We start from the raw sequence: 20,574 nt of genomic DNA, 5'->3' as shown, positions 1-20,574 counted from the left end.
TTTCCAGATCAAACCGATATGTCGTTGCTTCGCCTTGTCGTGCTACAGCACTGCCTGCGGCTTCGCGCCTAATCTCGGATTGATCTGGAAACGGAATAAGAAGGGCAGGGCCTGCCTGAAGGCGCCTTTCCGGGCACTCGCGCAGCGCTGCTCAGTGCTGCTCTTCGGCCTCGAAGCCCGCCGCGCGCAAGGCCTGCAGCACCTGCTCGATGTGCGGCCGGCCGCGCGTCTGCACCACCAGTTCGATCTCGACGTTCAGCGCCGCCAGCATGGTGAAGGCGCGCTGGTGGTGCACTTCCTCGATGTTGGCGCCGGCGTCGGCGACCGTGGCAGTGATTTTGGCCAGCGAACCGGGAACGTCGCGCGCGCTGACCCGGATGCGCGCCAGCCGCCCGGCGCGCACCATGCCGCGCTCGATGATCGCCGCCAGCAGCAACGGGTCGATGTTGCCGCCGCACAGCACCAGCCCGACCTTCAGCCCGGCAAAGCGCGCCGGGTACTTGAGCAGCGCCGCCAGCCCGGCCGCGCCTGCGCCCTCGACCAGGGTTTTCTCGATCTCCAGCAGCATCACCATGGCCTGCTCGATGTCGCCTTCATCGACCAGCAGCAGGTCATCGACGCGCCGGGCAATGATGGCCTGCGCCAGCACGCCCGGCGTGCCGACCGCGATGCCGTCGGCAATCGTGCTGCTGCCCTGCGGGTGGTGCGTGCCCTTGATGGCGTTGACCATGCCGGGAAAGCGCGAGGTCTGCACGCCGATGATCTCGATGCCCGGCTTGAGCGCCTTGGCCGCCGTGGCCATGCCGGCGATCAGCCCGCCGCCGCCCACGGCCACTACCAGCACTTCGAGGTCGGGCACGGCGTGCAGCATTTCCAGCCCCACCGTGCCTTGGCCGGCCATGACGGCTTCATCGTCGTAGGGGTGGACAAACACCAGGCCTTCGCGTTCGGCCAGTTGCAAGGCATGGGCGCGCGATTCGTCGAGCGTGTCGCCCTCCAGCACCACCTCGGCGCCAAAGCCCCGCGTGCGCTCGATCTTCACGCCCGGGGTGAAACGCGGCATGACGATGACGGCGCGGATGCCCAGCCGCTGCGCATGGTAGGCCACGCCCTGCGCATGGTTCCCGGCGCTCATGGCGATTACCCCGCGCTGGCGCTCCGGCTCGGTGAGCTGCGCCAGCTTGTTGCACGCGCCGCGCTCCTTGAACGAAGCGGTGTACTGCAGGTTTTCAAATTTCAGGTAAATTTGCGCCCCGGTGAGCTGCGACAGGGTGCGCGATTCGACGCACGGCGTGTTCAGCAAATGGCCATGCAGGCGCTGGGCGGCTTGTTCGATATCGGTCAGGCAGAGCATGGATTTCCTTGTTGAAACATGGCGTGAAGCCGGCAGCAGGCATTTTCCGCGCCTTTGGAGCGCATCCTGCCGTCATGGACGCGCGGCACTATTCAAGTAGTGTCTTCCATGCCGCTTCAGCATGCGTTATGGTGCAGTTTCTTCGAATCAATAAAAATTTAGCGTGGGGGAGTTGTCGGTACCGTTGGAAACTGGAGTCTGTCCATGAACAAGCGTTCCCTTGTCGAGCATCCGCAGCAGTGGCTGCTGTCACCCGGCCTGAAAGAAGCGCCGGTGCTGGACCTGATGTGCTCGCATTTCGTGCTGACCCTGGCCGCCCGCCAGGGCGCCAAGTTCAATGTGCGGCGCGACCTGACCAGTTTGCTCTCGCTGTCCGGCCGGCACCTGGTCTGGCCCTTGCCGGCGCTGCAGCGGCTGCGCGAATTCCTGGGCCGGCGCTGCAAGGGCAACGAGTTCTGGCAGGACCACGAAACCCTGAGCGATGCCGAGTTCATGGCGCGCCATGGCGTCTGGCGCGGCCCTTACGAGGAAGGCACGCTGTTCTTTTATCTCGACGAGCATGCCAAGGACCAGCCCAAGGACCTGCTGTCGGTGCTGAGCGCCACCGGCGACTGGCTGACGCTGGCGCTGAAAAAGCAGTCCACGCTGGTCGAGAAAAACATCGAGTCGCTGGCCAGTTTGCTGCAGCTCAACCGCGCCGAGCGCGCGCTGTTGCTCTACGGCACGCTGGCGCGCTACCAGCGCGACCTGCGCTCGCTGCTGGTCGAGTTCAAGGTCAACAACGCGCCCGAGGCCTATGCGGCGATTGCCGACGTTGCCGGCGTCAAGGCACCCGAGGTGGCTGAGGCGCTGCGGCCCGGCTCGCGGCTGGAGCGCATCGGCATGGTTGAAAACCTGATTTCCGAGCACAACATCACCGACCTGGCCGACCTGATGAAGGTCAGCGAAAAACTGCCGCCGGTGCTGATGCGCAAGTACCGCGACCACAGCGAGCTGATGGCCGTCTTCACCCGGCCGGCGACCCGCAGCCTGTTGGGGCTGGCCGACTTCGCCTTTGTGCAGGAAGACGCGCAGGTGCTGGTGTCGCTGCTGCGCCATGCGGTGGCCGGCAAGGAGCAGGGCGTCAACGTGCTGTTGTACGGCCCGCCCGGCACCGGCAAGACCGAGCTGGCCAAGGTGGTGGCGCAGGCCGCCGGGCTGGATTTGTTCGAGGTCGAATACGCCGACCGCGATGGCAATTCATTGAGCGGGCGCGACCGCTACCGCTCGCTGCAGATTGCCCAGGTGTTCCTCAAGGGCAGCATGCATTCGGCACTGTTGTTCGACGAGGTCGAGGACGTGTTTCCGCCCATTTCGAGCGAGGCCGCGCAACTGCTGGCGCGCTCCGAGCAGCTGAGCGCGCCGGGCAGCGGCTCGGTCAGCGGCAAGGCCTGGGTCAACCAGATCCTTGAATCCAACCCGGTGCCCACGCTGTGGGTGACCAACCGCATCGAGCAGATCGACCCGGCTTTTCGCCGCCGCTTTGCCTATCACCTGGAACTGCGCTCGCCGCCGCCCGGCGCGCGCGAGGGCATTGTGCGCAAGTCACTCGAAGGCGTGCAGGTCAGCGATGCTTTCGTCGCCAAGCTCACCGCCCGCAAGGGTCTGACGCCGGCGCAGATCCGCACGGCGGTGCGCTTTGCCCGGCTGGCCAGCGCGCCTGAAAAGACCATGGACGCGCCCGTCGATGGCGCCGGATTGCAGGCCATCCTGGCGGGCGGGCGGCCGTCCCTGATGGAGTCGCTGATTGAGCGCCAGCTCAAAAATGCCGACGTGGCGCTGGGCAACAAGGCCGAAGCCTCAAGCCGGCGCAACGTGACGACGTATGACCTGGCGATGCTCAACGTCGAGTCGCGGTTCGAGATTGCGCGCGTCGTGCAGGCGCTGAAAAGCCGGGGCCACGGCAGCCTGTGCTTTTACGGCCCGCCCGGCACCGGCAAGACCGCGCTGGCCGAGCACATCGCCCAGGCGCTGGAGCAGCCGCTGCTGATCAAGCAGGCGAGTGATTTGATGAGCAAATACGTCGGCGAAACCGAGCAGGCCATGGCCGCCATGTTCCGCGAAGCCGAGGCTGAAAAAGCCGTGCTGCTGCTCGATGAGGCCGACAGCTTCCTGCAGGACCGGCGCGGCGCCCAGCGCACCTATGAGGTGACGGAAGTCAACGAAATGCTGCAGGGCATGGAGCGTTACGCCGGGATTTTCATCTGCACCACGAACCTGCTGGAAAGCCTGGACCAGGCGGCGCTGCGGCGCTTCACCTTCAAGATCAGGTTCATGCCGCTGACCGCCGGGCAGCGCGAAGCCATGTTTGTCACCGAAGCGCTGGCGGGGGAGGCTACGCTGCTTACCGGGGCGTTGCAGCGGCGGCTGGCGCAACTCACGCAGCTGTGCCCCGGCGATTTCGCGGCAGTCAAGCGGCAGGCGGTGATTCTGGATACGGAGTTGCCGGCCGAAGAGTTTCTGGCGCAATTGGAAGCCGAGCACCGCATCAAGCCCGAGGTGCGGGAAGCGCGTGGCATGGGGTTCATGCGGTGATGGGTGGTAATGAATTGGGAGTAGGGATGCGGGTGGAAACCTGACCATCATTTCACGGAATTTGCGGCGCATCTCCGGCTTGCAGTACTCTGAGAATAGTTGCGCTGGCTTGATTGAAGACGACGGCACGCAATATCAAATCAGTGGGCAGTTGGTCAAAAAGTAACGCCAACTGTTTGGCTTGCTGCGATGTTGAGGACCATGCCGCCGTAGGTTCTACGCTCTTTGTCCACACATTGCCTTTTCCGCTGATCAGCCATTTGTGATGAACGCCAAGCGCTTCGGCTATTTGAGGAAGGCTGCCTTTCGATTGCCTGGCACCACTTTCGATATTTCCAATTGTTCCAGGGCTCACCTCTGCGGCTACAGCCAAAAGGGATTGAGTCCAGCCTTTTTCTGCACGGACATATTTCAATCGTTCGGCCGTTGTTTTCATATTTGTATGATGTGGCGAAAGTGTTTCCAAAATTACGCTGAAATTGCGGTTGTATTCCAGTTGAGCCAATCCCTCTCAAGGTTTTGGACTGTAACTGACCCCCGGCAGCCCCTCGTAATCCACGTCCTGTGTCCACAGCGTGGCGCCGTGCTCCAGCGCCATGCTGTAAATCGCCGAATCGGCCAGGGCCAAACGATGCCGGGTCGCGGCCTCGGAGGCGGCGATGGCGCGGCGGTCGGTCAGGTCCAGCACGCGGCCCCGGCGCATCACATCCAGGCAGGTTTCGACGAGTTCGGCAGGCAGCGCGCGGCTCAAGACGCGATGGACCTCGAACAGTGAAATGGTCGGCACCAGCAGACGGTCGCGGTCTTCGATGGCTGCCGCGAACCAATTCGCACGTGGCGTGTCTTGAAAGTATTCGATCCAGCCCGAAGAATCGACGACATTCATTCAAAGTCCCTGTCTTTTTCTTTGGGGGGCTCAATATCACCCAGGTCGTAGCCTTTGAGAATCCCACGGTACGCGCTTGTGGGCACCTCGGGCTTGATCACCAGCTCGTTTCCACGCACCTCAAAACCGATGCGTGATCCGGGTTGAATCCCCAGCTTGGCCCGCATGGCAGCCGGGAGCGTGACTTGCCCCTTGCTTGAAACAATCGCATCTGCTTGCATGACAGGTTCCTTTACTTTAAATCAATGTAAGACATTTAAGGAAGTAAAGCAAATTCCAGCTGGCCCTATAGTCCAATGGCCCGTGATCGAGCCAATCAACGAGAGGTCAAACCCTAAGAAGACAGCACGCATCAAGATTGATCCGGCCGCATCGACCCGGCGCGGGGGATGCGACCACCGAAGCAGACAGTGTCGCCCAGCAGGTTTGCGCTGGTGGCATGGCGATGCGCGCACCGCATCAGGCGGTGAAGGGTTGATGGGCTTCGTCAAGCTTCAGACTGCCTTAATCTGGCCCGCCTCAAATACAGGGGTCAGCATGGTGCTGGCATCAACCTAAAGTGAACCTCCCATGAAATCGATTTACCTCGCTCCCCTGCTGATCGCCTTGTCCAGCGCCGCCTTTGCCGGCCCCACCTGCAGCGTTCCCCAGGACAAGTGGATGAAGGAGGCCGACTTCAAGAAAGGCCTTGAAACCCATGGCTACCAGATCAAGACCTTCAAGGTCAGCAAGGGCAAATGCTACGAAATCTATGGCTTCGACAAGGCCGGCAAGAAGGTCGAAATCTACTTTGATCCCGCAACCGGCGTGCCGATGGAAACCAAGTGAGCCTGATCGCCGATGCCCGGCCCGTGTGGGACCGCTTTGTGCGCCTGTTCCACTGGACGCTGGTGACGTGCGTGGCTGTCAACTACTTTGTGCTCGATGACGGAAAGACCTGGCACCAGTGGGTTGGCTACCTGGCTGTGGCGCTGGTGGCGGCGCGCATCGTCTGGGGCTTCATCGGTTCGCGCTACGCGCGGTTTGCAAACTTCTTTCCCACGCCCGCGCGGCTGCGGCGCCACATTGGCCAGCTGCGGGCCGGCAGGCCTGAAATGCACCGGGGACACAACCCCCTGGGCGCGCTGATGATCCTGGCGCTGATCAGCGTGGTGCTGGGGCTGGGCGTCACCGGCTGGATGCAGACGCTCGATGCCTACTGGGGCGACGAGCTGCTGCAGGACGTCCACGAAGTCCTGAGCAATGTGCTGATTGGCCTGGCAACGCTGCATGCCGCATCCGCCCTGGTCATGGGCCGGCTGGAGCGAACCCGCCTGATCCGGGCGATGTTCACCGGCGTCAAGGAACGGTTTTAACGCCTGCTGGATTTTCCCCTCGTGCGCTGCTGCAATTCAAAGCACCATTCATGATACTAAAAAAATAGCTGCTTAGGCCCGTCTGCATTGCGCAAGAGCCTTATTGCATCGTGAATATTAGCCTGAGACGGTCAGTCCGGCTCGGCGCACACCCTCAGCACCTCGGCGCCATAGGCCGCCAGCTTTTTCACGCCCATGCCGCTGATGCTGCTCAGCGCATGCAAGTCTTGCGGAGCCTGCTCGGCAATCGCGCGCAGCGTGGCGTCGTGAAAGATCACGAACGGCGGCAGGTTATGCTCGCGGGCCACGTCGGTGCGCCAGGCTTTCAGGCGGCCAAGGCGCTCCAGCGCGCCGGCGTTCAGCGTGGCTTCGGCCATGCCCTTGACCGACGTTTTGACGGTTGATTTGCTGCCGCGCCGCGTGCGTTCGGCCTTGGTGCTGGCGGCCTGCTGGCGCAGCAGCACGCTGACTTCGCCCTTGAGCACCGCTTTGGCATCAAGCATGAGCTGCAGCGTGTTGAAGGCTTCGGTGTTGACGCGCACCAGGTTGCTGGCGATCAGCTGGCGCAGCACGCCGCGCCATTGCGGCTCGGCCAAATCAGCGCCGATGCCGAAGGTGCTGAGCTGGTCGTGGCCGTACTGCACGACTTTTTCGGTCGGCTTGCCGCGCAGGATGTCCATGATGTGCCCGGCGCCAAAGCTGATGCCGCTGGCCTGCTGAACGCGGTAGATGCAGCTGAGCATCTTGCGCGCCGCCTCGGTCGCGTCCCACACGGCCGGCGGCGTCAAGCAGTTGTCGCAGTTGCCGCAGGGCTCGCTGGCTTCGCCGAAATAGCCCAGCAGGCTGACGCGCCGGCAGCGCGTGCCTTCGGCCAGCGTCAGCAGCGCATCTAACTTGCCGCGCATCACCGCCTTGAACTCCTCGCTGGCGACTTCGCTGGTGTCGATCATGCGGCGCTGGTTCACCACGTCCTGCAGGCCATAGACCATCCAGGCGTCGGCCGGCAAGCCATCGCGCCCGGCGCGGCCGGTTTCCTGGTAGTAGCCTTCGATGTTCTTGGGCATGTCCAGGTGCGCGACGAAGCGCACGTCGGGCTTGTCGATGCCCATGCCAAAGGCAATCGTCGCCACCATCACGCAGCCGTCTTCGCGCAAAAACCGGTCCTGGCGCTGCTGGCGCAGCCTGGCGTCGAGTCCGGCGTGGTAGGCCATGGCCTTGATGCCGGCGTCTTCGAGCATGCCGGCGATTTCTTCCACGCGCTTGCGCGACTGGCAATAGACGATGCCCGCCTCGCCGTGGTGCTCGGTCTGGATGAAGCGCAATAGCTGGCGCGTTGCGTCGGTTTTTTCGACGATGGTGTAGCGGATGTTGGGCCGGTCGAAGCTGCTGACGAAATGGCGCGCGTCCTCCAGCTTGAGCCGCTCGACCATGTCCTGGCGTGTCAGCGCGTCGGCCGTGGCGGTCAGCGCCATGCGCGGCACGTCGGGGAAGGTCTCGTGCAGCAGGCTCAAACTGCGGTATTCCGGCCGGAAGTCGTGGCCCCACTGGCTCACGCAATGCGCCTCGTCAATCGCGAACAGGCTGAGCAGCCCGCGCTCGTTCAGCGACGTTAAGAGGCTCTTCATGCGCGGCGTGTTGATGCGCTCGGGCGCGGCGTAGAGCAGGGTCAGTTCGTTGCGCAGCAACTGCTGTTCGATCTGGCTGCTTTCCTCATAGGACTGGGTCGAATTGAGGAAGGCCGCCGACACGCCGGCCTCGGTCAGCGCGCCGACCTGGTCGTGCATCAGCGCGATCAGCGGCGAGATCACGATGGTCACGCCATGGCCGGCGTTTTGCCGCACGATGGCCGGGATCTGGTAGCACAGCGACTTGCCGCCGCCGGTCGGCATCAAGACCAGCGCGTCGCCGCCCGCCACGACATGCTCGACGATGGCCTGCTGCGGGCCGCGAAAGTCGCTGTAGCCAAACACCTGGCCAAGCACGTCCAGCGGCGTGGGCTGGGTTGAGGAAACTGGTAGTGAAGACAAGAGGCAGGCCAAAAAGTGGAGGTGGACGGAACGTCATTCCCTATGAATGAATCGCTGCACAGTATCGCAAAGGCTGGGCCTGAGCGCTGCTTCGTTACGCAGGAAAGCGCAGGCTGGAAAACGCACGCCCCGCCTGTATTGCCCTGCGCTCAATCTCGATGGCTGACGCAAGCCAGCCCTTTTGCTCCAGGAACAAAAGGAATGCCCTGGTGCTGACTTTGCGGCAATTGTCCGGGACGATAAAACCGGCGCGGGCGATCTTGTGGTCTTCAAACAGGAATACGCCGGTTTTCGGCGGTGATTCAAAGGCAAAGTTGATCATTGTCTCTTGAATCGCCAGTTCGCCGAGATTCGATTTTCGGGACGCAACCAAGCTTGATGACAAGGCTTGCTGATAGCGTTGATTGATGCGGGTGGGGAGTACGGGCAACTGGTGGGCCTGCACCCATTGCGCCAGCTTCTGGCTGGTGGGTGTCTGGTTGCGCGTGATTTCGCACAGCACCATATCCACAAGCGCCACCGACCAGCCGGGCATGAACAGCACATCAAGCGCATCAGCGTAGGCCAGCGTGATCAATGGCCCGGCATCGGGCAGCAGCAAGATCTCTGCAGGCGGCGTCATCAATCCAGCCGATCAGGAGGAGGCCAGCGCGTGCAGGCTGTCCACCATATTTTGCGTATCGGCCTCGGGAAGACGCGGCATGGGCAAATGCGCCCGCGCCATCAGAAGGAACAAGTCTTCCTGACTGTCGATTCCTAAGGCAGCAAGCGCTTTGCCGTCCTCAATCCGCCCCAGCGAAAAATCGAGCAGTGTTTTGAAATTTTGATTACCGCTGCGCTCGGCGGCTTCAAAGGTTTCGACAAGGAAGCGAAGCTCGGCGTTGAACAAGGCGTTGATCGAAGTGTCTGACTTGGCCGCGATCACCTTGACCCGTTTGAGCAGGTCACGGTCAACGGACCCTGTGAAATTTACAGTTGCAGCCATGATGGTTCCCTTTTTTGCTTTCAGCTTTCAAGTTTTTAGCACATAAATAAGTGTAGTGCGTTATTGCGTGGCCATGTTTTTAGTCCTGTTTCAATGGCTGGACGTTTAAACCCTGAACCGTTGTCTGCTTCATGCAAGGACTTTGAGGCCGTGTTTTTGCACGACAGCCAACAACTTGAGCGCCATTCCGCTCGGCCGTTTTGCACCAGACTCCCACTTCTGGATAGTGGACTCGCTGGTATTGAGGTAGCGGGCAAAAACAGGCTGGCTCACATGGTTCATCTCACGAATTTCCTTGATCTTTTCGGGATTTATCTCCTGCGGCACGGCAAGGCATGATTCGTCGAAGTTGCGCAAGGTCGCCTTGTCAATGGCTCCTGCTTTGAACAGGGCGTGTGCGGAAGAATGAATCGTCTCGAAGGAGTCGCTTTTGAATTTCGGCTTAGTCGTCATGGCAAATCTCCATCAAGTCTTTATCGCTTAACAGTTGCGCAAGCGTAACCGGTAACCCTGCGGCGTTGTTGACGCGTAAGCCCGAATGCTCAGGAAGGTCGGAGTCAGGGCGCGGCTTGCTTGCCAGAAGAAGGACGGCGCTGAGGTGTGCCGCCGGGCGCGGTGGCGGCGATGCATTCGACGAGATTGAAGGACGCCAGCAGCAGGTATTTCTCGGCATCGCTGCGAACCGCCAGCAAGTCATGATCGCGCAAGTATCCGTGTACGAACGCCAGCAGATAGCGTTGCGCATGACCGTCGACGCGTTGTTGGACGGCTTGCCGCATAAGCTCGGGACTCAAACCTTCGTCGAACCGAATGCTGCCATTGAGGCGCTGCAGGCAGCGCTCCTGAACGTCCTCCGTGATGAGGGGCCAGTCCAGCCTAGAGGCCTTGATGGCCTGGTAGGCCACCATCAGGATGTAAATCGGTACTTCCAGCTGTTGCAGGCTCACGCCCATGCGCTCGAGCACCAGCACCGAGGCCAGCAAGTTGGGCTGGCGCAGATAAATTTCGTCGGCCAGTTGCACGCGCTGTGCAGCGCTCATGCGCTCCACAGAAACGACCGCCTGGACGACCTGAGCCTGGGACAGCTCGCTCATGGAGCCAGATCCGAACGCAAGGGACGCTCGGCGAAGTGTTGCTTCCACAGCCGCGGGATGAGCTCATGCACGCGCTGCGCCGGCTGCATGCTGATGCGCTGCAAGACATCGACGAGGTAGGTGTATGGATCGATATCGTGCAGCCGGCATGTCGCGATCAGGCTTTGCACGATGCCGGCATGCTTGGCGCCCACCTCCGTCCAACAAAATAACCAATTCTACTTCCTGAATCCGTGATCTCGTTGTCAGATTTTGGTGGTTTCCTTATTGAAATCAAGCACTTGTCCGCCAAGTTCAGTTCACCCTGCAGTTGAGCGAAAACATGACCGATTTTCTTATCAAGCGACTTCCCTACGACCTCAGTTCCCATGCCGGACTGGCGTTGATTGGCAGATATCTCAAGCGCATCAATATCAACGCGCTGATCGATCCGGCCTTCCCGGTCCGCTCGGGCATTGCCAATAGCGACATCCTCAAGAGCTACCTCGGGCTGCTGTGCCTGGGCAAGAACGACTTTGACGCCATCGAGAGCTTTCGGGGTAACGCTTTTTTCATGCGCGCGCTGGGGTTGCAGGCGGTGCCGTCGAGTCCGACGCTGCGCCAGCGCCTGAACACCCAGGCCAGCGACTGGTTTGAACTGGCCGCGCAGATCAACCAGGCGCTGCTGGGCAGCCGTATTGAAGGGCGGCCCATTGATTTTGGCGCGCTGGGCTGCGGCTACACGCCAGTGGATCTGGACACCTTCGCGATGGACAACAGCGACACGCAAAAGGAACTGGTCGGGCGTACCTACGCGGGGGTTGATGGTTACTGTCCGCTGGCGGTGTACCTGGGCCGCCTGGGTTACTGTCTAGAGTTGGCGCTGCGCCCCGGCGTGCAGCATTCGGCCCGGGAGAGCGAGTACAACCTCGAACGCGCGCTGCCCCTGGCGGCAAGCCTGGTCAAGGGGCCTTTGCTGGTGCGTGCCGATTCGGGCTTTTGCTCTTTGAAGCTGATGCAGGAAATCTCGGCCCAGGGCGCGGCTCTTGGACGCGAGATAGCTCCTCAATCATCAAGTGGAACCCGCGCAAGACCCCAGTTGAGACGGTGGCAGTGGGAAAGGCGGGCGATCCGAACAATGCCTGGCAGACGCTGCGCCCGGGCAAACGCGAGTGCGTCTGGCAGGATAGGCTCGATCTGGTCGATGTCGGCAACCCAGCGAATCCGGCCCGGCGCGTTTACCGCCTGACCGAGCGCACGATCGACAAGTACGGCAATGCTTTGTTGCTGCCCGAATATGTGCTCGACGGCTGGACGACGACGCTGCCCGAGCGCTTTGAGGCGAAAGACATCATTGCGCTGTACGCCGACCACGCCACGCACGAGCAGTTTCACGCCGAGTTCAAGTCCGATATGGACCTGGAGCGCCTGCCCAGTGGCAAGTTTGACACCAATTATCTGGTCTGTCGGCTCGCTGCGGTCGCCATGAACCTGCTGCGCCTGATTGGACAAAACACCCTGAACGAGCCCGATGCGCCCGTGCGCCACCCGGCCCAGCGCCGGCGTATCAAGACGGTGTTGCACGAGATGATGTTCAAAGCCGCCCGCATGATCCGCCATGCTGGGCGTTGGGTGCTCGGCCTGGGCGCGAACGACAGTGGCTTTGCGGTGTTTGACCGGCATTACGGGCAACTCGCAACCGCGTAGCAGCGCAAATCCTCGCGCTGCCCCATGCTCCATTTACCTGGCCTGCGCGCAGCGCGGCATGTTCAGCCCTGGGCTGGAAAATCTTCATGCTGCTCAAAACCTGGGAAAACCGCCTTGCCCGCCCTCATGGCGTCGCCATAAACCGCTTCAGTACGCGACAGCACGGCATATTCCACCGGGATTTGTCCACTCCAGTTTGAAAATCAGGCCGCGTTTTTTGAACTCACGGATTCAGGGTCTTGACTGGGGTTCATGCTGGCTGTTGTTTTCTTCATTAATTTGTTGTTGCCAACCGTTGAGACTGGACGCAACGGCTGATACTTCCCTTGTAACTCAAGGCAGTTTTGAAGTCAGGAGTTTCTGCCGCGACCAACTCATTCTGATTGCCCGGTGCTGCCGTCGAGCTTGACGGCATGCAGCAGCTGATACTTGACTGGTGAGGCTATCAAGCCTGACCTGTCTTGCGCACCCAGCTTGCATAGACACCTGCGGCGGCGGTGACCACTGCGCCTGCCGCAAAGGCAATAGCAAACGCAGCTAGGCTTTCAAGGGGTGATGTGGTGTTGATCATGGTTTAGTCTTTCTTGAAGTAAGTGGGATCAAAGGGAAACAGCGCTGTGGAGAATTAGGCAAATACGTCACATCTGCCCAAGGTAAGCCCGCAACTGCCCTTCCAGTTCCGCCTGCATGCCTTCCGGGCTGATGACGTGGATGCTGGGAAGCCAGTAGCGCACGATGGGCAAAATCTGGTTCGGGTGGGCGATGGTGCCGGAGACGATCAGGCCGCCGTCCTCCAGTTCTTTCTCGATCTTCTGGCCGCCAATGAGCTTGCGGCGCAAAAAGTAATCGGCCGCCTGCCGCGCTACCTTGAGCACCACTTCGGTTTTTTCAGGTTCAGCCAGATGCTGTCTTCCTCGTTGACGTTCTTGACGACGGCGGGGTCGGGCGTGAAGGTTTCTGGCCATACCAACAGCCGCTCTATTTTGCTGAACGCATAGGACTTGAGCTGGCCTGCATCCGTGGCGGCCAGGTACCTGATGCCGTCCTGGTTCACCAGCTTGTAGGGCCGCACGGCTTCAACCAGCTTGGAGCCGGCGGGTTTGAGGTATTCGTAACTGACGGCGTGGCATTCCTCGATGGCATGCTTGAGCTGGTTGAACAACTGCTCTTTGCCGCGCAGGTCTTCGTAGTTATGGCCCCGGATCAACAGGGCAATCTGGATGCGGTAGTCCAGAATAGACTTTAAAAAATCTGTCGATAGTCTCGGGTCCAGGCCCTGCAACCCAGCCAGGCTGGCGAAGCGCTGCACGTCCTTGAAGTTGAGCGTGCCCAGGCGCATTCGGTTGATCGAGTAAACGCCTTCTTTCTTTTCCAGCTCCAGGAAGGAAAAGCGCTCGTTCAGGTCACGCTGAATGGTACGCAGGTTGACGCCAAATTCTTCAACCAGCACCTGCGGGTCGAGTTTTTCGCCTTCATTGAGGCGGCGCAGGATCTCGGTCAGCCGGTACGCAATGGATTCTTGGTGGGTTGGCTTGCTGGACATGTCGGAAGGCTTCGATGGTGTGGTGCACCACAAAAAAGCTTGGCAGCATGTAACCCATCGTAAGCGTCGCTTCTGACAAACCATGTCGTATCTGGCGACGCCTCAAACTTTTTCCAAAAAGCCGGGCCAAGCGCGTAATGGCACGGCTTTCTACAATAGCGCCCATGAAGCCGATCACCTACACCCGCGCCCAGCAACTTCCCGCCCTCCTGGCGCAACGCATCCTGATTCTTGACGGCGCGATGGGCACCATGATCCAGCGCTTCAAGCTCAGCGAAGCCCAGTACCGGGGCGAGCGCTTCAAGGACTTTCACAAGGACGTGAAGGGCAACAACGAACTGCTGAGCTTGAGCCGGCCCGACGTGATCCGCGACATCCACGAAGGCTACCTGGCCGCCGGCGCCGACCTGATCGAGACCAACACCTTTGGCGCCACCACTGTGGCGCAGCTTGATTACGACATGGCCGACCTGGCGGTCGAAATGAACTACGAATCGGCCCGCCTGGCCCGGGCCGCCTGCGACAAGTTTTCCACGCTAGACAAACCGCGGTTTGTCGTCGGCGCCCTGGGCCCCACGCCCAAAACCGCCAGCATCAGCCCCGACGTGAACGATGCCGGCGCGCGCAACACCAGCTTCGAGGAACTGCGAAAAGCCTACTACGAGCAGACCGAGGCGCTGGTCAAGGGCGGCAGCGACGTGCTGATGGTCGAGACGATTTTCGACACGCTCAATGCCAAGGCGGCGCTGTTCGCCATCGACGAATACTTTGAAAACTCCGGTGAAAGATTACCGCTGATCATCAGCGGCACCGTGACCGATGCCTCGGGCCGCATCCTGAGCGGGCAGACCGTGACGGCTTTCTGGCACAGCGTGCGCCATGCCGAGCCGCTGGCCGTCGGCCTGAACTGCGCGCTGGGCGCGGCGCTGATGCGCCCCTACATCCAGGAACTGGCCAAGGTCGCGCCCGACACCTTCATCAGCTGCTACCCGAATGCCGGCCTGCCCAACCCGATGAGCGACACCGGCTTTGACGAGACGCCCGACGTGACCTCGCGCCTGCTGCACGAGTTTGCCGCCGAAGGGCTGGTCAACATCGTCGGCGGCTGCTGCGGCACCACGCCCGAGCACATCCAGGCGATTGCCCGCTCGGTGGCGCTGGTGGGCGGACGCAAGCTGCAGCGCGGTGTTTTCTACGCCGAAGCGGCCTGAGGGCTGTTCATCCGGGGTAAATGCGCTTTCAGGCGTCAGGCCGCGAAGCGATTTCCTGCTCCATCGCCTGCGTCAGCTGGACGTACATCTTGAGCTTGTCGGTCATCTCGCGCAGGCGCGCGCCGATGCGCAGCGACACGGCCAGCAGCAGCTTGGCGGCAACCGCCGGATTTTCCTGCATCAGGCTGTTCAGGGCCTTGCGCGTCAGGATGGCGCAGCGCAGCTGCGTGGCGGCAATGCAGCTGGCGTAGCGGGGCAGGCCGTCGAACATGCCCAACTCGCCAATCAGGCTGCCGGGCCCCAGCAGCGTGATGACGATGGGCTCGACGCGGCTGACCACCAGTGTTTCCACCGTCACTTCGCCATCGAGCAGCAGCATCAGGAAACCGGTGTCGCGGGCATCGCCTTCGCGGATGAAGATCGTCCCCTTGGCGACGATTTGCGGCTGCATGTAGCGCACCACCATGCGCGCCTCTGGCATCGTCAGCTGCATCAGCGCCGTAGGCGCCATCAGCATCTCGGCCGCCAGGTCGGCCGCTTCCGAGCCTTGGGTGGTGTCATGCCTTGGGTTGACCGAAGGGAAGTTTTTTTTTCTGAAGAAGGTGTTTAGCATGGGTCAACCCGGTGGATTATGTCGCTGGCGGCCTGCCTGCCGGCATTGGTGCTTAAAATCGAGCTTAACTCAAGGAGCGTTGCAGCGAAACACCGTTTCGTCAGGCTTGGGTGAACAGGGCGCCAGGCGTTCTTTTTAGCAACGACGCTCACCTTTGTTCCAAGGTGAGCCATGTCCGCAATTCCATCTATCCTGCCAGTCGCCCCGCACGTTCCGCCGATGAAGCTTTCCGGCCTGGAGCCGGTCACCATCGGCCCGGATTCCCTGTTCGTCAACATCGGCGAGCGCACCAACGTCACCGGCTCCAAGGCCTTCGCCCGCATGATTTTGAACGGTGACTTTGAAGCGGCGCTGGCCGTGGCCCGCCAGCAGGTTGAAAACGGCGCGCAGATCATCGACATCAACATGGACGAGGCCATGCTCGACAGCCAGGCGGCCATGGTGCGTTTCCTGAACCTCATCGCTGGCGAGCCCGACATCGCCCGCGTTCCCATCATGATCGACAGCTCCAAGTGGAGCGTGATCGAGGCCGGCCTGCGCTGCATCCAGGGCAAGGGCATCGTCAATTCGATCTCGATGAAGGAAGGCGTTGACGCCTTCAAGCACCAGGCCAGGCTGCTCAAGCGCTACGGCGCGGCCGCCGTGGTGATGGCGTTTGACGAAAAAGGCCAGGCCGACACCTATCAGCGCAAAGTCGAGATCTGCGAACGCGCCTACCGCGTGCTGGTCGATGACATCGGTTTTCCGCCCGAAGACATCATTTTCGACCCCAATATTTTTGCCATCGCCACTGGCATCGACGAGCACAACAACTATGCGGTCGATTTCATCAACGCCACGCGCTGGATCAAGCAGAACCTGCCGGGCGCCAAGGTGTCGGGCGGCGTGTCCAACGTGTCCTTCAGCTTTCGCGGCAACGACCCGGTGCGCGAGGCGATTCACACCGTGTTCCTGTACCACGCGATCCAGGCCGGCATGGACATGGGCATCGTCAACGCCGGCATGGTGGGCGTGTATGACGACCTGGAGCCGGTGCTGCGCGAGCGCGTCGAGGACGTGGTGCTGAACCGCCAGCCGGTGTACAAGCCGGGCGAAGCGCATCTCACGCCCGGCGAGCGCCTGATCGAAGTCGCCGAAACCGCGCAGAGCGGCGCGCGGGACGACAGCAAGAAGTACGAATGGCGCGCGCTGCCGATACGCGCCCGCCTGTCGCATGCGCTGGTGCATGGCAACAACGAGTTCATCACCGAGGACACCGAGGAAGTCTGGCAGGCTATTGCAGCTGACGGCGGCCGCCCGCTGCATGTCATCGAAGGCCCGCTGATGGACGGCATGAACGTCGTCGGCGACCTGTTCGGCCAGGGCAAGATGTTCCTGCCGCAGGTGGTGAAAAGCGCGCGCGTCATGAAGCAGGCGGTGGCGCACCTGCTGCCCTACATCGAGGCTGAAAAGCTGCTGCTGGAGGCCGCCGGCGGCGACGTCAAGACCAAGGGCAAGATCATCATTGCCACCGTCAAGGGCGACGTGCACGACATCGGCAAGAACATCGTCACCGTCGTTTTGCAGTGCAACAACTTCGAGGTGGTGAACATGGGCGTGATGGTGCCGTGCCACGAGATTCTGGCGCTGGCAAAAGCCGAGGGCGCGCACATCGTCGGCCTGTCGGGGCTGATCACGCCGAGCCTAGAAGAAATGCAGTATGTCGCCGCCGAGATGCAAAAGGACGACCATTTCCGCATCAACAAGATTCCGCTGATGATCGGCGGCGCGACCACCAGCCGCGTACACACGGCGGTGAAGATTTCACCGCACTACGAAGGCCCGGTGGTCTATGTGCCCGACGCGTCGCGCAGCGTCAGCGTGGCACAAAGCCTGCTGTCCGACCAGGCGGCCAAGTACATCGACGAGCTGAACGCCGACTACGACAAGGTGCGCACCCAGCACGCCAACAAGAAGCAGACGCCGATGTGGCCGCTGGCCAAGGCCCGCGCCAATGCCACGGCCATCGACTGGTCAAGCTACACGCCGCCTGTGCCCAAGTTCATTGGCCGGCGCGTGTTCAAGAATTTTGATCTGGCCGAACTGGCGCAATACATCGACTGGGGTCCGTTCTTCCAGACCTGGGACCTGGCAGGGCCGTTCCCGGCCATCCTGAGCGACGAAGTGGTCGGCGTCGAGGCGACGCGCGTTTACGAAGACGCGCAAAAGATGCTCAAGCGCCTGATCGAAGGGCGCTGGCTCACGGCCAGTGGCGTGATCGGTTTGTACCCGGCAAACCGCGTCGGCGACGACATCGAGCTTTACCTTGACGAAAGCCGCAGCGAGGTCGCCATGACCTGGCACGGCCTGCGCCAGCAGACCGAGAAAACCGCAGTCGATGGCGTGATGCGCCCGAGCCGCTGCCTGGCCGACTTTGTCGCGCCGAAAGTGTTGACTCCTGAATTGATAGCTGCCCGCACAGATGGGGTAAGCGCAAACAGCCAAAAAGACTTGAAAATTGCCGATTACATCGGGGTTTTTGCGGTCACCGCCGGCCTGGGCGCTGAGAAGAAGGAAAAGCAGTTCGTGGCCGAGCATGACGACTACTCGTCGATCATGTTCAAGTCGCTCGCCGACCGGCTGGCCGAAGCGTTTGCCGAAGTGCTGCACCAGCGGGTGCGCAAGGACTTGTGGGGCTACGCACCTGGCGAGTCGCTGGGCATGGACGCGATGATCGCCGAGAAATACCAGGGCATCCGTCCCGCGCCCGGCTACCCGGCCTGCCCGGACCACAGCGTCAAGAAGGACATGTTCGAGTTGCTCAAGGCCGAAGACATCGGCATGGCGCTGACGGAAAGCCTGGCGATGACGCCAGCGGCCAGCGTCAGCGGCTTTTACCTGAGCCATCCGCAAAGCACCTATTTCAGCGTCGGCAAGATTGGCGACGACCAGTTGCAGGACCTGGCCCAGCGGCGCGGCGCCCGCGCCGAAGACCTGCAACGCCTGCTGGCGCCCAACCTTTAACGGCGTCAGGGCGCCTTCAGTGCGCCGTCTTCAGCGCCCGCCGGTACTGCACCGCCTCGGCCACATGCGTGACCTGCACGGTTGTGGCGCCAGCCAGGTCGGCAATGGTACGCGCCACCTTCAGGCAGCGGTGAATGCCCCGGCCCGACCAGCCCAGCCGCGTCGCCGCCACATTGAGGAACTTGGCCGCTGCCGGGTCCATCTGGCACTGCGCGTCAATCGCCTGGCCTTCGAGCGCCTGGTTGGCGATGCCCTGCCGGGCCATCGCGCGGTTTCTAGCCTGGACAATCCGGCTGCGCACCGCCTCGGTGGATTCGCCCGGCGGCGCGTTCACCAGCTCGTCGGCGGCCAGGCTGCCGACTTCCACATGCAGATCGATGCGGTCGAGCAGTGGGCCGCTGAGCTTGCCCTGGTAGCGCGATACGGCTTCGGGCGAACAGCGGCAGGCGCGCAGGCTGGAGCCCAGGTAGCCGCACGGGCAGGGGTTCATGGCGGCAATCAGCTGAAAGCGCGCCGGGAATTCGGCGCGCTGCGCGGCGCGGGAAATGGTGATGTGTCCGGACTCCAGCGGTTCGCGCAGCGCCTCTAATGCGGCGCGTGGAAATTCGGGCAACTCGTCCAGAAAAAGCACCCCGCGATGCGCCAGCGATATCTCGCCCGGTTGCGGCGGCGAGCCGCCGCCCACCAGCGCCACCGCGCTGGCCGTGTGGTGCGGCGCGCAGGTCGGCCGCACCGCCCAATGGTCCAGCGTGAAGCGCCCGCCCAGCGAGGCGACGGCGGCAGTTTCCAGCGCTTCATCGGTCGTCATGGCCGGCAGCAGACCGGCAAAGCGCTGCGCCAGCATCGACTTGCCCGAACCCGGCGCGCCGACCATCAATAGGCTATGTCCGCCAGCCGCCGCGATCTCCAGCGCGCGGCGGGCGGCGGCCTGGCCCTTGACATCGGCCAGGTCGGCATAGGCGGGTTGCCGCGAGGGCGCGCTTGAGGCCACGCGCGTCCAGCCATCCGCGATTTCGGGAACGGCATCGCCCGGCAAAAACTGCCGGACCACGTCGAGCAGATGCAGCGCGCGGTAGACCTCGGCCTGCGGCACCAGCGCCGCTTCCTGCGCGCTGCCTTCGGGCAGCACCAGCCGGGGCAGTTTTTGCGGCGTGCCGCGCGCCGGCCGGGCAATGGCCAGGCTCATCGCCAGGGAGCCGCGCACCGGCCGCAGGTCGCCGCCCAGCGACAGTTCGCCGGCAAACTCGTAGCCCGCCAGCTTGCGCGCATCGATCTGGCCGCTGGCCGCCAGGATGCCGAGCGCAATCGGCAGGTCGAACCGGCCCGAGTCCTTGGGCAGGTCGGCGGGCGCCAGGTTGACCGTGATGCGCTTGTTGCCCGGGAAATCCAGCCCGGCATTCTGGATGGCCGAGCGCACCCGCTCGCGCGCTTCCTTGACCTCGGTGTCGGCCAGCCCGACCAGCGTGAAGCTCGGCAGGCCGTTGGCCAAGTGCACTTCAACGCACACCGGACGTGCTTCGAGCCCCAGCAAGGCACGGCTGTGCACTAAAGACAGGCTCATACGGTGACTTTCTTGTAAATGCATCAATGTTGTGCGCCGCGAGCGCACCAAAATGATGCGTAACAGCTTGTAAGCCTCTAGCGTAACCCGGTGGCCGGTGAAATCGGCCGGGCGCTCGCAGGCGACGCAAAAATAGCTGGCACGGTCCCTGCTAAAGAAGTTCCGCCCACTTTAAAAATTTTTCGGGGATTCCATGAAATCAATCATCGTCACCCTCGTTGAGAGCGGTCGCTTTCGCACCAAGAACACGCTGGACGTGATGCCTACAAAAACCCTGTAATGCGCCGGCAGCGCCACCCGATTGCTGCCTCGTCATTCATCCTGGAGGAAAACTGAAATGAAACTCGTCACTGCCATCATCAAACCGTTCAAGCTGGACGAGGTGCGCGAAGCCCTCTCCGGCATGGGCGTGCAGGGCATCACCGTGACCGAAGTCAAGGGCTTCGGCCGGCAAAAAGGTCATACCGAGCTGTACCGGGGCGCCGAGTACGTCGTCGATTTCCTGCCCAAGGTCAAGATCGAAGCGGCCGTGTCCGATGACCTGGTGGAACGCGTGATCGAGGCCATCGAGACCTCGGCGCGCACCGGCAAGATCGGCGACGGCAAGGTTTTTGTGTACAACCTGGAGCAGGTCGTGCGCATTCGCACCGGCGAGACCGGCAAGGAAGCCCTCTGACGTCAC

Annotated in this window: 22 protein-coding genes, 1 pseudogene and 1 riboswitch; of the genes and pseudogenes, 8 read left to right on the top strand and 15 right to left on the bottom strand. The window is 62.0% G+C overall.

Going from position 1 to position 20,574, the window contains the following annotated elements; genetic code table 11:
* Nucleotides 1-151 precede the first annotated feature (151 nt).
* A complete protein-coding gene (locus EC86_RS0115675; RefSeq protein ID WP_029526693.1) occupies nt 152-1,354 on the bottom strand; it encodes a threonine ammonia-lyase in 1,203 nt (400 codons plus the stop codon).
* Between the two features lie 204 nt (nt 1,355-1,558).
* Here EC86_RS0115675 and EC86_RS0115670 point away from each other — a divergent pair, with 204 nt between their 5' ends.
* The gene (locus EC86_RS0115670) at nt 1,559-3,928 is read left to right on the top strand and encodes an ATP-binding protein (protein ID WP_029526692.1); all 2,370 of its coding nucleotides are present in this window, start codon (nt 1,559-1,561) and stop codon (nt 3,926-3,928) included.
* 52 nt (nt 3,929-3,980) lie between these two features.
* On the opposite strand, the gene EC86_RS27845 is transcribed toward EC86_RS0115670, so the two are convergent.
* From EC86_RS27845 to EC86_RS27105, 3 genes are read right to left on the bottom strand one after another with little or no spacing between them, the layout of a single operon-like run.
* Nucleotides 3,981-4,433, bottom strand: a complete 453-nt coding sequence (locus tag EC86_RS27845) for a helix-turn-helix domain-containing protein (RefSeq protein ID WP_156955334.1) — start codon at nt 4,431-4,433, stop codon at nt 3,981-3,983.
* A 6-nt stretch (nt 4,434-4,439) separates the two neighbouring features.
* A complete protein-coding gene (locus tag EC86_RS0115665) occupies nt 4,440-4,814 on the bottom strand; it encodes a type II toxin-antitoxin system VapC family toxin (RefSeq protein WP_029526691.1) in 375 nt (124 codons plus the stop codon).
* Nucleotides 4,811-5,035, bottom strand: a complete 225-nt coding sequence (locus EC86_RS27105; RefSeq protein WP_051675970.1) for an AbrB/MazE/SpoVT family DNA-binding domain-containing protein — start codon at nt 5,033-5,035, stop codon at nt 4,811-4,813. Before EC86_RS27105 ends, EC86_RS0115665 begins: the two co-directional genes overlap by 4 nt.
* 349 nt (nt 5,036-5,384) lie before the next feature.
* Between EC86_RS27105 and EC86_RS0115655 the strand changes: the two genes are divergently transcribed.
* The gene (locus EC86_RS0115655) at nt 5,385-5,642 is read left to right on the top strand and encodes a PepSY domain-containing protein (protein ID WP_029526690.1); all 258 of its coding nucleotides are present in this window, start codon (nt 5,385-5,387) and stop codon (nt 5,640-5,642) included.
* The gene (locus tag EC86_RS0115650) at nt 5,639-6,169 is read left to right on the top strand and encodes a cytochrome b/b6 domain-containing protein (protein WP_029526689.1); all 531 of its coding nucleotides are present in this window, start codon (nt 5,639-5,641) and stop codon (nt 6,167-6,169) included. The genes EC86_RS0115655 and EC86_RS0115650 overlap by 4 nt, the downstream gene beginning before the upstream one ends.
* A 131-nt stretch (nt 6,170-6,300) precedes the next feature.
* On the opposite strand, the gene recQ is transcribed toward EC86_RS0115650, so the two are convergent.
* From recQ to EC86_RS26225, 6 genes and pseudogenes are all read right to left on the bottom strand, one after another.
* The gene (recQ, locus tag EC86_RS0115645) at nt 6,301-8,196 is read right to left on the bottom strand and encodes a DNA helicase RecQ (protein WP_029526686.1); all 1,896 of its coding nucleotides are present in this window, start codon (nt 8,194-8,196) and stop codon (nt 6,301-6,303) included.
* Between the two features lie 94 nt (nt 8,197-8,290).
* A complete protein-coding gene (locus EC86_RS0115640) occupies nt 8,291-8,797 on the bottom strand; it encodes a hypothetical protein (protein WP_156955333.1) in 507 nt (168 codons plus the stop codon).
* A gap of 33 nt (nt 8,798-8,830) precedes the next feature.
* Nucleotides 8,831-9,181, bottom strand: coding sequence for a hypothetical protein (locus tag EC86_RS0115635; protein WP_029526684.1), 351 nt, complete (start codon nt 9,179-9,181; stop codon nt 8,831-8,833).
* A 129-nt stretch (nt 9,182-9,310) separates the two neighbouring features.
* Entirely contained in the window at nt 9,311-9,634 is a 324-nt protein-coding gene (locus tag EC86_RS0115630; RefSeq protein WP_029526681.1) for a helix-turn-helix domain-containing protein, read from the bottom strand.
* A gap of 104 nt (nt 9,635-9,738) precedes the next feature.
* The gene (locus EC86_RS0115625) at nt 9,739-10,275 is read right to left on the bottom strand and encodes a hypothetical protein (RefSeq protein ID WP_029526680.1); all 537 of its coding nucleotides are present in this window, start codon (nt 10,273-10,275) and stop codon (nt 9,739-9,741) included.
* A pseudogene (locus EC86_RS26225) lies at nt 10,272-10,493 on the bottom strand (transposase domain-containing protein); the annotation flags it as partial. The pseudogene EC86_RS26225 and the gene EC86_RS0115625, both read right to left, overlap by 4 nt.
* Nucleotides 10,494-10,597: 104 nt before the next feature.
* Between EC86_RS26225 and EC86_RS26220 the strand changes: the two are divergent.
* Both EC86_RS26220 and EC86_RS30565 read left to right on the top strand, forming a co-directional pair.
* Nucleotides 10,598-11,503 (top strand): transposase, encoded by a 906-nt coding sequence (locus EC86_RS26220; RefSeq protein WP_232229911.1) that lies wholly within the window; start codon nt 10,598-10,600, stop codon nt 11,501-11,503.
* A gap of 32 nt (nt 11,504-11,535) precedes the next feature.
* Nucleotides 11,536-11,961: a transposase gene (locus tag EC86_RS30565; RefSeq protein ID WP_198026728.1), complete on the top strand. Its 426-nt coding sequence runs from the start codon at nt 11,536-11,538 to the stop codon at nt 11,959-11,961.
* Between the two features lie 445 nt (nt 11,962-12,406).
* On the opposite strand, the gene EC86_RS30400 is transcribed toward EC86_RS30565, so the two are convergent.
* The 3 genes from EC86_RS30400 to EC86_RS30390 form a co-directional block, all read right to left on the bottom strand.
* Nucleotides 12,407-12,532, bottom strand: coding sequence for a hypothetical protein (locus EC86_RS30400; protein ID WP_269635724.1), 126 nt, complete (start codon nt 12,530-12,532; stop codon nt 12,407-12,409).
* A 67-nt stretch (nt 12,533-12,599) separates the two neighbouring features.
* Complete coding sequence (locus EC86_RS30395) at nt 12,600-12,839, bottom strand: WCX domain-containing protein (protein WP_269635723.1); 240 nt, start codon at nt 12,837-12,839, stop codon at nt 12,600-12,602.
* Nucleotides 12,824-13,504 carry a helix-turn-helix transcriptional regulator gene (locus tag EC86_RS30390; RefSeq protein ID WP_269635722.1) on the bottom strand — a complete coding sequence of 227 codons (681 nt, stop codon included), beginning with the start codon at nt 13,502-13,504 and terminating at the stop codon, nt 12,824-12,826. Before EC86_RS30390 ends, EC86_RS30395 begins: the two co-directional genes overlap by 16 nt.
* A gap of 164 nt (nt 13,505-13,668) precedes the next feature.
* Between EC86_RS30390 and EC86_RS0115600 the strand changes: the two genes are divergently transcribed.
* A complete protein-coding gene (locus tag EC86_RS0115600; protein ID WP_029526679.1) occupies nt 13,669-14,715 on the top strand; it encodes a homocysteine S-methyltransferase family protein in 1,047 nt (348 codons plus the stop codon).
* Between the two features lie 28 nt (nt 14,716-14,743).
* Here EC86_RS0115600 and EC86_RS0115595 read toward each other — a convergent pair whose 3' ends face one another.
* Complete coding sequence (locus EC86_RS0115595; protein ID WP_029526677.1) at nt 14,744-15,328, bottom strand: cyclic nucleotide-binding domain-containing protein; 585 nt, start codon at nt 15,326-15,328, stop codon at nt 14,744-14,746.
* A gap of 65 nt (nt 15,329-15,393) precedes the next feature.
* A riboswitch (S-adenosyl-L-homocysteine riboswitch) is annotated at nt 15,394-15,485 on the top strand.
* A gap of 62 nt (nt 15,486-15,547) precedes the next feature.
* Here EC86_RS0115595 and metH point away from each other — a divergent pair.
* Nucleotides 15,548-18,331: a methionine synthase gene (metH, locus tag EC86_RS0115590; protein WP_029526676.1), complete on the top strand. Its 2,784-nt coding sequence runs from the start codon at nt 15,548-15,550 to the stop codon at nt 18,329-18,331.
* Between the two features lie 16 nt (nt 18,332-18,347).
* Here metH and EC86_RS0115585 read toward each other — a convergent pair whose 3' ends face one another.
* Nucleotides 18,348-19,892 carry a YifB family Mg chelatase-like AAA ATPase gene (locus tag EC86_RS0115585; RefSeq protein ID WP_029526675.1) on the bottom strand — a complete coding sequence of 515 codons (1,545 nt, stop codon included), beginning with the start codon at nt 19,890-19,892 and terminating at the stop codon, nt 18,348-18,350.
* A gap of 337 nt (nt 19,893-20,229) precedes the next feature.
* Between EC86_RS0115585 and glnK the strand changes: the two genes are divergently transcribed.
* Nucleotides 20,230-20,568: a P-II family nitrogen regulator gene (glnK, locus tag EC86_RS0115575; protein ID WP_029526674.1), complete on the top strand. Its 339-nt coding sequence runs from the start codon at nt 20,230-20,232 to the stop codon at nt 20,566-20,568.
* Nucleotides 20,569-20,574 lie beyond the last annotated feature (6 nt).

The organism is Polaromonas glacialis (assembly GCF_000709345.1).
Classification (GTDB): domain Bacteria; phylum Pseudomonadota; class Gammaproteobacteria; order Burkholderiales; family Burkholderiaceae_C; genus Polaromonas; species Polaromonas glacialis.
The sequence above is the reverse complement of the archived record's forward strand: the minus strand, read 5'-3'. Positions and strand labels throughout refer to the sequence as shown.

Bases quoted from the DNA above. Each gene is read 5' to 3' on its own strand.
- EC86_RS0115675 (WP_029526693.1), bottom strand. From the start codon at position 1,354: ATGCTCTGCCTGACCGATATCGAACAAGCCGCCCAGCGCCTGCATGGC.
- EC86_RS0115670 (WP_029526692.1), top strand. From the start codon at position 1,559: ATGAACAAGCGTTCCCTTGTCGAGCATCCGCAGCAGTGGCTGCTGTCA.
- EC86_RS0115665 (WP_029526691.1), bottom strand. From the start codon at position 4,814: ATGAATGTCGTCGATTCTTCGGGCTGGATCGAATACTTTCAAGACACG.
- EC86_RS27105 (WP_051675970.1), bottom strand. From the start codon at position 5,035: ATGCAAGCAGATGCGATTGTTTCAAGCAAGGGGCAAGTCACGCTCCCG.
- EC86_RS0115655 (WP_029526690.1), top strand. From the start codon at position 5,385: ATGAAATCGATTTACCTCGCTCCCCTGCTGATCGCCTTGTCCAGCGCC.
- EC86_RS0115635 (WP_029526684.1), bottom strand. From the start codon at position 9,181: ATGGCTGCAACTGTAAATTTCACAGGGTCCGTTGACCGTGACCTGCTC.
- EC86_RS0115630 (WP_029526681.1), bottom strand. From the start codon at position 9,634: ATGACGACTAAGCCGAAATTCAAAAGCGACTCCTTCGAGACGATTCAT.
- EC86_RS0115625 (WP_029526680.1), bottom strand. From the start codon at position 10,275: ATGAGCGAGCTGTCCCAGGCTCAGGTCGTCCAGGCGGTCGTTTCTGTG.
- EC86_RS26220 (WP_232229911.1), top strand. From the start codon at position 10,598: ATGACCGATTTTCTTATCAAGCGACTTCCCTACGACCTCAGTTCCCAT.
- EC86_RS30400 (WP_269635724.1), bottom strand. From the start codon at position 12,532: ATGATCAACACCACATCACCCCTTGAAAGCCTAGCTGCGTTTGCTATT.
- EC86_RS30390 (WP_269635722.1), bottom strand. From the start codon at position 13,504: ATGTCCAGCAAGCCAACCCACCAAGAATCCATTGCGTACCGGCTGACC.
- EC86_RS0115600 (WP_029526679.1), top strand. From the start codon at position 13,669: ATGAAGCCGATCACCTACACCCGCGCCCAGCAACTTCCCGCCCTCCTG.
- EC86_RS0115595 (WP_029526677.1), bottom strand. From the start codon at position 15,328: ATGCTAAACACCTTCTTCAGAAAAAAAAACTTCCCTTCGGTCAACCCA.
- metH (WP_029526676.1), top strand. From the start codon at position 15,548: ATGAAGCTTTCCGGCCTGGAGCCGGTCACCATCGGCCCGGATTCCCTG.
- EC86_RS0115585 (WP_029526675.1), bottom strand. From the start codon at position 19,892: ATGAGCCTGTCTTTAGTGCACAGCCGTGCCTTGCTGGGGCTCGAAGCA.
- glnK (WP_029526674.1), top strand. From the start codon at position 20,230: ATGAAACTCGTCACTGCCATCATCAAACCGTTCAAGCTGGACGAGGTG.